A 12,011-nucleotide genomic window follows, 5' to 3' on the forward strand; every position below is an offset into this window, starting at 1 on the left:
AAGACCGCTGAGGTCGGCGCGATGCGCAAGATGCTCGACCGGACCGAAGAACGGTTCGGCATCAAGCCAGACTAGGTGGCGGCGGATACGGCATACGGGTGTTCCGACACTCTTGTGTGGCTGACATTAAAGCGCCAAATCCTCCCCTTCATCCCGGTCTTCGACAAGGGTGAACGGACCGACGGAACCTTCTCGCGCTCCGACTTCACATGGGATGATGAGAACGACCGGTACATCTGCCCGGGCGGCAAAGAGATGCGGCATACATGGCGGACCTATTCTGATCCAAAACGGAATGCGCCAGTTTGGAAATCCAGAAACTATCGGGCACTGAAATCAGACTGCACAGGATGCAAGCTGAAGGCAAAGTGTTGCCCCAACGCTGAAACGCGTTCGGTCCATCGCGATAAATACGAGATCGTCAGAGACTTTGCCCGCCAATGCACCGCCTCAGACTTCAATCCCAAGGCTCAAGCGAGACGAAAAAAAGTCGAGATGCTTTTTGCCCATCTCAAACGCATTCTTGGAATGGGACGGCTCCGATTGCGGGGACCATGCGGCGTTCAAGACGAGTTTACCCTCGCTGCCACCGCCCAAAACCTCCGCAAACCAGCCAAACTCAAGCCGATGGTGCCCTTCGCCGGATAACCAGGCAGGCTGGCGGTGGATTGCCTCTTCAAATCAATCCGATAGCCAAAGCACGAGCGCCATATACAACGACTTTTTCAACGGAATCAGCCCGAAGCGGACCTCATCCGATACAGCTGGCTCCGGCGGAATTTACACGGAATGGACCGATCGTCGCCGCCTCAACGTCATTGGGCAAGATGAAATTCTCCGTCGGCTGTGCCTCTTCCATCAGCTTGGAAGTCCCCCCGCACCCTGACCTTTTTCCCGCATTTATCAAAGGTCCAAACCTCTGACCAGCGGCCTTGCTTCAGCCTCCTCTTCGATGTGAAAATCACATTCTCCACGACTTTTGTGACCTTGGTATCGATAAGTTTGGCAGTTTTGCAGGACGCGGGCTTCTGAATATGGGCCACGGTTGCTGCCAATTCCCAAGATTGTACCGCGAGCGCGGGAGAAAGCTTAGTGTATGAGTTTCCCGGTAAAACCTTTTCGATTTCCTCAAGTTGCTCTTGGAGAGTCTGGGCCGCGGCAGAAAGCGTTAACATCATATACAAAGCGGCGACCAAAAGGCTTCCCATTGCGACCGGAATGAACTTAAAGATATTACGATGAGCTTCATGGCTTGCAGCTTGAGTCGTCATCTTGCCCCCGGCGAACGTTGTTTTCACACAGCCTAAATATCTACCCTAGGCGCGGTTGGCGTTGATATAAATCAATGGCTTGCACGAAGGCGATAGATCAATGACACTTGCTGCGCATGTCGGCTTCGCCCCGCAGAGCCGTCATCCCTGCCTTGAGCAGCGAACGGCGGCTCCGAGCCCAAACTGCCTAATGCTGCAACATTCACGAAGGTCCGAAAATAGTGCGAAACCGTCATTCAAAAGGCATTTTTTTCCAGTCTCGTCGAAATTTGGGGCAACAGCAACAGTGTGTCGGTGCCGTTGCCCCGGTACATTTGGAGTGCAAATGGTTCGTCGCGGAAAGCTATTCCGCAGCCAGCCCATTAGACGACGTCCTTGCATTCGCCGCGAAAGCTGAGTCGAGTTCTGTTTCAGCAATATGGTTGGTGTAGTTCGACAGGGTCTTCAGCGCCGTGCCAAGAATAACCTCAAGCATGGTTTGCCGGGTGTACCCGGCCTGCAGAAAATGTTCGATCTGCGCGTCCGTGGGCCACCCACGGCTTTTGTTGACTACAATTGCGAACTGGCGTAGAGCTTCCAGCTTGCCGTCGGCGATGGGGGTATCATTGCGCAGCGAAGTGATGACATCCTCGGGTACACCACCCATTTGCGATAGTGTTGTATGTGCGGCCATGCAGTATTTGCAGCCGTTCAGCCGGTTGTTGGTCATCAGGATGATCTGACGCTCGGTTTCTGACAGATCCGTCTTGCCGAAAATGGCGGATAGCGTGGTGTAGCCCTCAAGGATGGTCGGTGCTTCCGCCATGGTGGCGTAGAGGTTGGGCACAAAGCCGTACCCTTTCAGGGCGGCCTGGAGGATCGGTTTCGCGTCTGCGGGAGCGGACTCCATCGTGTGCGTAGCAAATTCTTTCATTGTCTTGTCCTTGTTTTTGGATTGGTCAGTAAGGTGAGAAATTGGTTGTTTGGCAGGCCTGCCAAACTGCTGTGCCAGTGCGCGCGTCGCCTCTTTCGCTGCGATGACCGAACGGTCATGCCGTGCGTCCTTGAACTCCTGATATTCGATGGCAACCGTCTGGATGTTCGCGGTGTCCACGCCGAAGTAGTGAGCGCAGGCGGCAATTGCGGGGTCCAGTGCGTTCATGTGCGCCCGCGGCCCGCCGGGATCAAATCCGAACTCGCCACGCGACGACAACACGACCAGCTTCTTATTCTTCAGGATCGGTTCGATCGGGTAATCGCCACGCGCCAGATCAAAAGAGAAGGTCCGGCCGATCCGTGCAATGTGGTCAATCCAGCCTTTCAACGCGGCGGGCACGCCGTAATTGTACATCGGAGTACCCAGCACGATGATATCTGCAGCCACAACCTCGTCGATCAGCGCATCGGAAAGTGCCAGCCGGTCGGTCATCCAGTCTTCGCGTTCTTCGGGCGGGGTAAAGGCTGCGTGGATAAAGCGGTGATCAATCGCCGGAACCGGTTCTTTCCCGATATCGCGGGTAATCACCTTCGTGTCCGGATTGGTCTGCAATAATTCAGTCGTGAACAGCTTTGTCAGCATGCGCGTCAGGGAACGGTCTTGCTGTTGAGCGCTGGCGTCAATGCGAAGCAGGGTCGTCATGGGCTTCTCCTGTGGGTGTCGGCGACGTTTCTCGCGCCGGTTGCTATGATAGAGGCGGGCGACCCGGGCATTAGCGCGAGCCGCCAAATTTTTCTGGTTGCCTGGATCAGAGATCGCGCACAGGCGTATTCACAATACCTTGCCATTTGGCGTTGGCGCCCGCGATAACCGCCTCCGGATCTTCGAGGTACTTCGCCAGGATCGCGGCGTTGACGAAGAGATAAAGCTTCCCCTCGACAATATCCGCATAACGCACATCACCATCCAGCTTCTTGCCGACATAGACGCCAAAGGCACAGAAGCCTCCGAATTGCGGCAGATAGGCCAATGGATCGGTGTCAAACATGGCCTTCGCTTCGGCTGAGGTGAAGTAGTAGTCGATGCCGTCGTGCGAGGAGGTGAAGGCCGCATCTCCCTGCGCCGGGTTTGCGCCCTGGGACATGGAGACAGGGTCATTGCCATGCATGCCCAGCGGATTGCCGTTCAGTGTCAGACCGTTGGCGACATTGTATTCGTCAGCGGCAAATGCCGCGGTGGCAAGCAAAAGCGACAACGCGGTCGCCATGGTGGGGAGTATCTGTTTGGAGGTCATAGTTTTTCCTTTCGGGTTTCTAGGGGGGTGGTTTCCAGCCGTGGAACAGCCGGGGTGAGGAGCAGCGACCATGCGGTCGCTACACCGGGAAAAATGCGTCCGAAGCTCATTGCGGTTTCCTCCGGAGAATGCGGCGTCAGGCCGAGTTGCTGATCCGCTCGACGGCCTCATCCGTCCACCAGACGCCATTGGCGACCATGCGAAAATTGATGATGGCAGCGAGGTATCCGTCGCCTTCGGGCACTTTGGCGCCAGCCGTCGCGTCACGGACCACCGCGACTTCGTAGCCCAGTTCAAGCAGCTCATAGAGATGTGCCTGGGTGCACAAGTTGGCGGACATGCCCGCAAGGATCACCTTGTCGATCCCGCGTTTGCGCATCTGCAGGTTCAGGTCGTTCTGCGCCGGGCTGTAAACCTTGTGCGGCGAGCAGACGACGGTTTTGCCGTCTTCGATGTACTTCTTGTACTGCGGCATCCAGTCGGCGCCGGAGCCTTCGAAGTTGTCGAGGTTGAGCGGGCCGAGGCGGTCGAACATGCCGATGGCGTGCATGGTCGCTTCCAGCGTTCCCTCGAACTGCCAGTCGTGGTCGTGCGGGTAGTAGTAGTGCGGCGAGATGAACACCGGCATGCCGGCCGCCTTGGCGGCGATGAACAGCTTTTCGATGTTGTCCACAGTGCCCTGTTCGGTCACGCTTTCGCCGACAACACCCCAGGTCACGCCGTCCTCGGACAGGAAGTCGATCTGGGGGTCTGTTACCACAAGGGCGGTGCGACCGGGGACGATGTCCATGTCGATCTGCGGCAGGCCGGGGGTTTCGGGGTCTGCGTAATACACGCGCGCCTCATCGGTGGCGGCTGTGGCGGTTGTGCCGGTGATGGCCGCAGCACCAGCAGCGGCCGCACCGGCAGCGCCGGCCATCAGGCGACGGCGCGCCATGTCGACCCGTTCGGGGGTCACATCGCAACCGCAGGCGTCCGTGTGGGGGTGATTGTGATTTTTCATGGCAAAGCTCCTTTGCTTGGGTGTTGGCGGAACGCCTGTCTTGGCGCGCCGATGGGATGGTTAATTGGATAGGTGAGCCCTCAGGCCCGGAATGACGCAGGGCCTTTGACCAAGGTCGTCGGGACCTCCAGTGCGGGCAAATCTGCACGCGCTGAGTGAAGTGCAGTTCCGGGCATCGTGACCGGCAGCAACAGCAAGCCGGCCGTGAGGGCTGCGACGATGGCCGTTATGATCAGGCGCGTCATATCGCCGAGTTTGAACGCCCAGGTTCTGCGGAGCCTGAGGGGACTGACAGTGTCTTGATGCGACGCCTGTCTGTGAGCTGTAGTTGTGCCAATGTTCATGCGAAACGCCTTTCCTGTTGGGGGAAATGCCGACTGTCCGGTGGACGTAACGCCAGCACTCTCCGTTGATGTCAGGAAAGAAGTTAGTCACCAAACCGCTGCAGGTATTGGCCGTGCCTGCCAAGGTCATGGCCGAACCTGCCACGGTTTGTCAGGTGTTGATCAGGCTTTAAAGGAGTGCTGTCTGAACTGTGCCGGGGCTTGTCCAACCCAACGCTTGAAAGCGCGGCTAAAGGTGCTTTGTTCGGAAAAGCCGGTCAGAAAGGCGATCTCGGCAATCGAGGCGTCGCTGTCGCGCAGCAGTTCCTGCGCGAGCGAGGATTGCGCCTGTCCCAGCACATCGCGAAAGGTCAGCCCCTCATCGGCAAGGCGGCGATAGAGCGTGCGTTCGCTCAGCCCTATATCCCGCGCGATCTGTGCTGCCTGCGGCAACCCGTTGCTGAGCGCGGGGGTCAGGCGGCGGACCAGCGTGTTTGCAAGCGAAGGCGTGTCCGCGAACGAGCTGATTTCGGTCTCCAGATGTGCTGTCAGGAAATCCGAGACCGCCGGGTCGCCCAGGCGGTTCGGCAGAGAGAGCGTGGCAGGATCGAAGGCGATTGCGTCACGATCAGCGTCGAACCTGACCGGACAGCCGAAATGCTCGGCATAGCGATCCGCATCGCTTCGGCAGGCATGGCGAAAAGAGACAAATTCGAAGGTGAGCTCACCCCCTACGATCCGCTTCATGTTTACAGCAAATCCGGCCATTGCGATCTCATTACGGAAGGCCAGAACGGGATGCTCCGCAGTTTGACCCTTGATAGCGAGAAAAGCGGGGTCGCCTGTCTCGTCCAGATGGAAAACCGCCGTGTCGGTGACCAGCCGGTAATAGCGCTCGACCCGTTGCAGCGATGCGCGCAGGGTCGGAGCCGTCTTGATGGCCAGACCGAGCACGCCAAGGTCGTCGGTCTGAATCAGCTCTGCATAGGCCCTGATGAGCGCAATTTCGTCTGGGTGATTGGTGCGGATCCATTCGGTCAGGTTGAAATAGTCGGTGTCCTGGAGCCTGCCGCTTTCGAGGGGCCGGATACGATGCACAACGGCACCGTCGGAGATCAACGCACCGTCGTCTGTCAGCGTCATCCCGGCCGCTTTGGCCATCGTGCGCGCAAATGCATTTGTCACGCTTGGCATGGCCCAGAACGATATACCAACATGATCCGCTGAACCACCCAATTCAAGAGCGCGTTGGATTGAGCGTCTATTCCGGGAGCCCCGCTTCCTGTGTGTCTGCGGCGGTTTCATTCAATCGACTTTCCATCTTCTTGATGCGTGAGAGCAATTGCGTGATTTCGTTGTCCCGTTCGGCATCGGTGAGGCGGATAGGAATATGCTGCGGACAGTTCCAGTCAAAGGCCGCAACACGGATCACGATGCCACGCTCCACCCTGGGACCTGTTCCATCATGCAGAAGACTGATGACATCGCGATCTTCCAAGATCTGCGCGTGGCCCCAGAGCTTCAGGCGTTTCCGGCGCGGGTAATCCAGCGCGATGATCGACACACGGTCATCATGGCGCAGGTTTCCCACGCTAATATATTGCTGGTTGCCTCGAAAATCTGCATACCCGATCGTCCTTTGGTCGATGACTTTGATAAATCCGGGGGCACCACCCCTGAACTGGACGTAAGGCCAGCCCGATTCGGAAACCGTCGCCTGATAGATGCCGTCTCGTTCGGTCAGGAATTCGGCCTCGCGGGCGGTCAGTTCGCCGCCGTCTTGACGATCTGGCGATAAGACCCGTGCGTAGGCCCCGGCAGATCCGAAACGTTTTTGTTCTTCACGCACATGGGGCGTAAATCCAATGTTGGCATAAGCATTCGGCATCGTCTTCCCTCTCACAAATTGAGCTCGGTCAGGCCGGGATGATCATCCGGACGGGCCGGAAAGGTCCACCTGAGCAAGCGTCGGCTTTCGGTGATCGGGTGTTCGTTGATCGACGCGATGCGTCGTTGCATCAAACCGTCCTCGGCAAACTCCCAGTTCTCGTTGCCGTAGGCGCGAAACCAGGTGCCGCTGTCGTCGTGGTACTCGTAGGCAAAACGCACCGCGATCCGGTTGCCGTGAAATGCCCAGAGTTCCTTGATCAACCGGTAATCCAACTCGCGCGCCCACTTGCGGGTCAGGAATTCCACGATCTTGTCGCGTCCCTGAAATATCTCGGCCCGGTTGCGCCATTGGCAGTCTGGTGTGTAGGCGGCGGCAACCTTTTCGGGATTGCGGCTGTTCCATCCGTCTTCGGCCAACCGAACTTTTTGGGAGGCCAAGGGTTCGTCAAAGGGCGGCAGTGGCGGGCGTGTCATGCTCTCATCCTTCATCAAGACTGCAAAATGGCCCCGGTCGCTGGGGGGGCAAAGCGACCGGGGCGTCCGGCGTGTCAGGCGGGGAGGGTCTCTGACAACCAGACAAACGCTGGTGGGTTTCGAAGTGCGTTATGATGCTGAATGTAAGGTCGGGAACCGGTTGGGTATTGGCACGTCCTGCCAAGTCTTTGACCAAACCTGCCATCCCCGGTGCAATTTTTCTATGTGTATGCTACCCTGCCATAAGCGGTGCGAGGCTCATCAGATGAGAACATTCATTCTTGGCTTTTTCAGACTGAACGCTTGCGTCTTGTCCATTCTTGCGTGGGCAAGGGCGGTGCAACTGGTCGCTCCAGTATCCATCGTGACTGCGATCCTCCTGAGCGGGGCGGTGCAGGCGCAAACCGAACTTCGGCTCGGGACTGCGGCCCCCAGCGCTTCGCCCTGGGGTGTGTGGGTGCAGGACGTCGCCGACGAGGTCGAGAAAGCCTCGGATGGGGCTTTGCGCATCCGGGTCATCGGCGACGCTGCATTGGGCAGGGAAAAGACACTCCTTCGGCAAAGCATGAAGGGGCGGCTGGACATGATCATGATCAGCAATGTCTACCTTTCGCTCATCGAGCAGGAGATCGACCTTGTTTCGTCTCCCTTCCTCTTTGACACGACCGCGCAAGGATCCTGCGTTGCAGTCAATCACCTGGGTTCGATCCTCGAACACTCGATGGAAGCCGCGCAGTTGGTGCCTTTGGGCTGGCTTGAAGTTGGCAATGTCATTGTGTTTTCGAGAGATCCGATCGCTGCTCCGTCAGATCTTGAAGGCAAAAAAGTCCGAATATCCGAAACATCGGTCGATATGCTGTTTTCCCGTAGACTGGGAGCGGTTGGGGTGCCGTTAGGTATTTCGGACACGATCCTGTCCTTACAGACCGGAAGTGTGGATGCAGCTTTTTTACCTGCTGCATTTGGTGTCGGCATCGGCATCCACAAGATTGCTCCGCATCTGACGATCAGCAACCACACCCGCTTGATCGGTACGATCGCTGTCTCCAAATTGACTTATGATCGCCTGAGCCCACAGGAGCAGAAATGGCTTGAGATCGTGACATCTTCCGGCCCTCGCCTTTCGGCTAACATTTTGGACACAGAAGAAAAGATGCTAAGCCATCTGCCAGACGCAGGCGTTACCGTCAGGCAGTTGTCAGAGGGTGAAAAAAGCGCATGGCGAACCACCGCGAAGGGAATTCAGGATGAATTTGCGGCATCGCTCGGTGAGAGTGCGGTGCAGTTTTTGGCCCGAATAGAGGCGGCCAAGGCAGCTTGTGATGACTAGTTCTCAGCGGCTCTTGAGGGTCTTGACCCGGCTTGAGGCGAGCCTGGCAGTATTGGCCTGTTCGACGCTTGTCCTGGTTCTCGTAGTGGATATTATCGCGGTCGATGTGTTTTCGACCGTGGTGCGAGGGTCGCCGCAAATGGAGGTTTTGTCCGGCATCGTGGCCTGCATGCTTGGGTTGACGCTTGCCACAGGCTCTGGCGTGCATTTCAGGCCAACATTCGCGGACAACATCATCCCGCACGTCTTGGTCGACAAAGTTGGAGATGCGATTTCAGCCGCCCTGTTCGGGGTATTCGCAGTCTTTGCGGTCGAATTCGTCATTCAGTCCTATGTCTACGCGGACCGCGTACCGGTACTCAATGCACCCCTTTGGCTAGTTCAGATTGTCGTGCCTTACGTTCTGGCGTCGTGCGCCTTGAAACACGCTGTTTTTGCTGTCTCGCCAAAGACCAAGGAAGCCTTGTCTGGCTGAGTCTCATGAATCTGCTGCTGCTGTTTCTCATCGTGTTTACTCTTCTGGCGCTGCGCCAGAACATGGTTCTCATCCTGCTTGTTTCAGCAGCCTATGTTCAGGTCGTTTATGGCAACGGAACCGTTCTTTATGTTGTCGAGGATCTTTGGACAGCGATGGACAACCATGCGCTTTTGGCGATCCCGATGTACCTGGTCGTCGGAAATCTCATCGCGCGCGGGTCCATTGCCGGCCATCTGGTCGAGGTCTTCAAGTCTGCGACGGACTGGATGCCCGGAGGATTGGGTGTTGCCACCATCCTCGCCTGCGCTTGTTTCTCGGCGATCTCGGGATCTTCAGCCGCGACACTGATTGCGATTGGGTCGGTTATGTACCCGGCCCTCAAAGATGCGGGATACAGCAGCCGATTTGCGATCGGGTCGGTGACGTCCGCCGGAACTCTTGGCATATTGATACCGCCGTCGATCCCCCTCATCCTCTATGGACTGGTAACCGATACAAGCGTTGCTGATCTTTTTCTTGCGGGCGTATTGCCTGGAATACTACTAGCGCTCATTTTCGCCGTTTACAGCGTCGTCACAAACAGGGAAATGGCGCGGGGTACGTTCTCCTCCCGACGGCTGATTACGTCTTTTCATAACGGATTTTTCGCTATTTTGGCCCCGGTACTTCTGTTGGGCGGAATATATTCAGGTGTGTTCTCTCCTATTCAAGCGGCCGCAGTTGCAGTGGTCTATACCGCAGCGGTAGAAGTGCTGATCTACCGATCTTTCGGGCTTGCTGGATTGTTTGAGATCATGAAATCCAGTGTGGTCATGTTGGGAACACTGATGCCGATTGTGGCCGTCGCCCTGATGCTGAAGTCGTTCCTCGCGAGTGAAGGACTGCCGGACGCCTTTGCCGATTGGGTCCAGAATATCTTCGAAAGCAAGGTCGCGATTCTTTTGGCCCTTAACCTCGCGCTCTTGATCACCGGGTGCCTGATCGATGTGGTATCCGCGATCTTGCTGTTGGCCCCGGTAATGCTGGCCGTGGGCACGGCGGTCGGCGTGAACCCTGTTCACCTTGGCATCATCATGGTCGTCAATCTGGAGATTGGCTTGCTGACCCCTCCTGTTGGACTGAACCTGCTGATCGCGTCCCGGTCATTCGGAGAGCGTGTTTCAAGTATTGCGATGTCTGTTTTGCCATTTGTCCTATTGATGCTGGTTGTCTTGATGGTTGTGACATTCGTGCCGTGGCTTTCGCTGGTGCTCATTGAATAGCAAACAAGCCGCTGAGGTGCCTTGTGTTTTGGCACATGCTCGGCCCGGAGCATGGCCACCGCCTTCAAGAACGCCCAATACATTCCGAGTGCCGTGGATTGGCACCCGTGTTGACCGGTTCGGATCAAGTTCGGTTCCCGGAACCCGCTTCAGTTTGGAAAATACACTTTCCACCGCAGGTCGCCAAAAGAATTACGCAATTTATACGACTAGTGCTCGACCCGGAGTTAAGGTCCGATATGAGCAGCAAAGCGGCCATATTTGCGCCTACAGCGAAATCACGCTTTGTCCGCGTTGCAGCCCTTCAAACAGAGTGCAGCGAAGGTCTGCAATCCGCCCTTTTCGTACCCGTACATCTTTCCAAGATTTGCATTAGATCACAACCTCTTACAACCCAAGAGGTATTTCCCCCTCAGATGGGGCAGATATTTCGTCCAGTCCGGGCCTCATAAGCCAACATCCGATCCACATACCCTTGGCACCTGATCCCCTTCCTGTTCTCGATGTGCTCCTGTAGCTGCTCATCCGTCACGTCAGCATATTCTGGCATGTCGGGGAGGTTAATGGCTGTCGGCAAGGCTCTCCCCATGACCGCTTCTGATGCTTCGGCCATAGGCATAGCGAATTGTAGCAGAAGACATAGGTCCTCTCCTTTCTTAGCTTTTGATGATGTGATGGGGGTTGGTTTAGTCGATGACCCGAAGGATCAGATCCAGGTCAGGCTCGCCGTATGCGCCAGCGAATGGCCCCGTCAGGGCTTGGCCGCAGACGCAATCCTCATGGACCTCGTCGACCTGAAAGATGTGCTCTGGGATATCGTCGAAGGCCCGGATAATCACACGATCACCGGGAGCCAGATTGTCTTGGTTGAAGGGGGCCTGTGCCATGACTATGCCCTCCTGATGATAAGGTCAGGAAGGACTGCTCCGAGGACGAAGCTCAGCGGCACCGGAAGAGCCACCGGCGTTATCCAGGCGGGCAAGCAGGCGAGTATGACCAACAAGACGGCTAGGGCCTGGGGTAGAGCTAGGTGGAGGTTGAGGCGCTTTCTCAGTGCCAAGGATGAGGCCAGCCGAAGGCCGACCCCAGCTGCAAACAGCAGCGTGAAGGTGGTAAACATCTATACATCTCCGTTAAGAATTCTTTGTATAGATGCTTACTTTTTCACGGTTTTCAGGCTGGAATGAAGTATGATCAGCATCATTAATCGCCATTTAACATGGAGTCGACTTCATGAAATTTATTAAGAAAGCCGTTCAGTCTATAGTGCCGCGAAAAGAAATGTTCGACGTGAACGGGGACGGGAAAATAGATCACAATGATATATTAGATGCCGCTAAAGGTGTCTCGGCCAAGATGACGCCGTCCAAGTCGAGTTTCGATCTAAATGGTGATGGCATCCTTGATCACAAAGATGCTGTCATTGGAGCTAAGCTTGCAGGAGCAGCGGTAGCTGCGGCGGGAGTCACACTTAGCGCAGGTGCCGTCGCAGGCGTTTTAATAGTATCGGGTACCGCAACTTCCATCGCGACGGGTGTGGTTGCGACTGCGGGAGCAGCAGCAGGCAGCTTCCTCGGCGTTGTCCTAGGCTCCTCTACGACAGGTGCGTATGCGGCTTATCAAACTGTGAATGGTATACTTATTATTACCGCGGCTAAGGCCACAACCGTCAGTTAGAGGTGGTCGCGGAAATTTGGGCCAGTCGTTAAGATGGATCGCATGAAGAAAGAAGTGATCCGCAATGAAGAAACGAAAGAACCATTCGCCTGA

General features: G+C 56.4%; 13 protein-coding genes. 6 read left to right on the forward strand and 7 right to left on the reverse strand.

Going from position 1 to position 12,011, the window contains the following annotated elements; genetic code table 11:
- Positions 1–114: 114 nt before the first annotated feature.
- On the forward strand, positions 115–648 hold the full coding sequence (locus tag BUB78_RS19200) for a transposase (RefSeq protein WP_425442213.1): 534 nt from the start codon (positions 115–117) through the stop codon (positions 646–648).
- Positions 649–815: 167 nt separating this feature from the next.
- Here the strand turns inward: BUB78_RS19200 and BUB78_RS19205 are convergent, their stop codons facing one another.
- The 7 genes from BUB78_RS19205 to BUB78_RS19245 all read right to left on the reverse strand — a co-directional run bounded on the left by BUB78_RS19205 (position 816) and on the right by BUB78_RS19245 (position 7,171).
- Positions 816–1,271, reverse strand: a complete 456-nt coding sequence (locus BUB78_RS19205; RefSeq protein WP_073200937.1) for a hypothetical protein — start codon at positions 1,269–1,271, stop codon at positions 816–818.
- A 343-nt stretch (positions 1,272–1,614) separates the two neighbouring features.
- Complete coding sequence (locus BUB78_RS21325) at positions 1,615–2,889, reverse strand: NAD(P)H-dependent oxidoreductase (RefSeq protein ID WP_245813594.1); 1,275 nt, start codon at positions 2,887–2,889, stop codon at positions 1,615–1,617.
- Between the two features lie 106 nt (positions 2,890–2,995).
- Positions 2,996–3,481, reverse strand: coding sequence for a YHS domain-containing (seleno)protein (locus BUB78_RS19220; RefSeq protein ID WP_073200938.1), 486 nt, complete (start codon positions 3,479–3,481; stop codon positions 2,996–2,998).
- A gap of 136 nt (positions 3,482–3,617) precedes the next feature.
- Positions 3,618–4,484 carry a cysteine hydrolase family protein gene (locus BUB78_RS19225; protein WP_084732970.1) on the reverse strand — a complete coding sequence of 289 codons (867 nt, stop codon included), beginning with the start codon at positions 4,482–4,484 and terminating at the stop codon, positions 3,618–3,620.
- A 506-nt stretch (positions 4,485–4,990) separates the two neighbouring features.
- Positions 4,991–5,968 carry an AraC family transcriptional regulator gene (locus BUB78_RS19235; protein ID WP_245813595.1) on the reverse strand — a complete coding sequence of 326 codons (978 nt, stop codon included), beginning with the start codon at positions 5,966–5,968 and terminating at the stop codon, positions 4,991–4,993.
- 100 nt (positions 5,969–6,068) lie between these two features.
- Positions 6,069–6,695 (reverse strand): pyridoxamine 5'-phosphate oxidase family protein, encoded by a 627-nt coding sequence (locus tag BUB78_RS19240; RefSeq protein ID WP_073200942.1) that lies wholly within the window; start codon positions 6,693–6,695, stop codon positions 6,069–6,071.
- Positions 6,696–6,706: 11 nt separating this feature from the next.
- Positions 6,707–7,171: a nuclear transport factor 2 family protein gene (locus BUB78_RS19245; RefSeq protein ID WP_139279408.1), complete on the reverse strand. Its 465-nt coding sequence runs from the start codon at positions 7,169–7,171 to the stop codon at positions 6,707–6,709.
- Between the two features lie 265 nt (positions 7,172–7,436).
- On the opposite strand from BUB78_RS19245, the gene BUB78_RS19250 reads away from it, so the two are divergent.
- The 5 genes from BUB78_RS19250 to BUB78_RS19280 all read left to right on the forward strand — a co-directional run bounded on the left by BUB78_RS19250 (position 7,437) and on the right by BUB78_RS19280 (position 11,918).
- Positions 7,437–8,501 carry a TRAP transporter substrate-binding protein gene (locus tag BUB78_RS19250; protein ID WP_170865117.1) on the forward strand — a complete coding sequence of 355 codons (1,065 nt, stop codon included), beginning with the start codon at positions 7,437–7,439 and terminating at the stop codon, positions 8,499–8,501.
- A gap of 22 nt (positions 8,502–8,523) precedes the next feature.
- Positions 8,524–8,976 (forward strand): TRAP transporter small permease, encoded by a 453-nt coding sequence (locus BUB78_RS19255; protein ID WP_139279409.1) that lies wholly within the window; start codon positions 8,524–8,526, stop codon positions 8,974–8,976.
- A gap of 5 nt (positions 8,977–8,981) precedes the next feature.
- Positions 8,982–10,241, forward strand: coding sequence for a TRAP transporter large permease (locus BUB78_RS19260; protein ID WP_073200951.1), 1,260 nt, complete (start codon positions 8,982–8,984; stop codon positions 10,239–10,241).
- A 587-nt stretch (positions 10,242–10,828) separates the two neighbouring features.
- Positions 10,829–11,428: a hypothetical protein gene (locus BUB78_RS20810; RefSeq protein WP_170865118.1), complete on the forward strand. Its 600-nt coding sequence runs from the start codon at positions 10,829–10,831 to the stop codon at positions 11,426–11,428.
- A 46-nt stretch (positions 11,429–11,474) separates the two neighbouring features.
- Positions 11,475–11,918, forward strand: a complete 444-nt coding sequence (locus BUB78_RS19280; RefSeq protein ID WP_073200958.1) for a hypothetical protein — start codon at positions 11,475–11,477, stop codon at positions 11,916–11,918.
- Positions 11,919–12,011 lie beyond the last annotated feature (93 nt).

It is taken from the genome of Roseovarius marisflavi (assembly GCF_900142625.1).
Lineage (GTDB): Bacteria > Pseudomonadota > Alphaproteobacteria > Rhodobacterales > Rhodobacteraceae > Roseovarius > Roseovarius marisflavi.

What these genes read in the sequence shown, in the direction of transcription:
- BUB78_RS19240 (WP_073200942.1), bottom strand. Translation starts at nt 6,695, where the DNA reads ATGCCGAATGCTTATGCCAACATTGGATTTACGCCCCATGTGCGTGAA.
- BUB78_RS19225 (WP_084732970.1), bottom strand. Translation starts at nt 4,484, where the DNA reads ATGAAAAATCACAATCACCCCCACACGGACGCCTGCGGTTGCGATGTG.
- BUB78_RS20810 (WP_170865118.1), top strand. Translation starts at nt 10,829, where the DNA reads ATGACCGCTTCTGATGCTTCGGCCATAGGCATAGCGAATTGTAGCAGA.
- BUB78_RS21325 (WP_245813594.1), bottom strand. Translation starts at nt 2,889, where the DNA reads ATGACGACCCTGCTTCGCATTGACGCCAGCGCTCAACAGCAAGACCGT.
- BUB78_RS19235 (WP_245813595.1), bottom strand. Translation starts at nt 5,968, where the DNA reads ATGGCCAAAGCGGCCGGGATGACGCTGACAGACGACGGTGCGTTGATC.
- BUB78_RS19245 (WP_139279408.1), bottom strand. Translation starts at nt 7,171, where the DNA reads ATGACACGCCCGCCACTGCCGCCCTTTGACGAACCCTTGGCCTCCCAA.
- BUB78_RS19280 (WP_073200958.1), top strand. Translation starts at nt 11,475, where the DNA reads ATGAAATTTATTAAGAAAGCCGTTCAGTCTATAGTGCCGCGAAAAGAA.
- BUB78_RS19260 (WP_073200951.1), top strand. Translation starts at nt 8,982, where the DNA reads ATGAATCTGCTGCTGCTGTTTCTCATCGTGTTTACTCTTCTGGCGCTG.
- BUB78_RS19250 (WP_170865117.1), top strand. Translation starts at nt 7,437, where the DNA reads ATGAGAACATTCATTCTTGGCTTTTTCAGACTGAACGCTTGCGTCTTG.
- BUB78_RS19220 (WP_073200938.1), bottom strand. Translation starts at nt 3,481, where the DNA reads ATGACCTCCAAACAGATACTCCCCACCATGGCGACCGCGTTGTCGCTT.
- BUB78_RS19205 (WP_073200937.1), bottom strand. Translation starts at nt 1,271, where the DNA reads ATGACGACTCAAGCTGCAAGCCATGAAGCTCATCGTAATATCTTTAAG.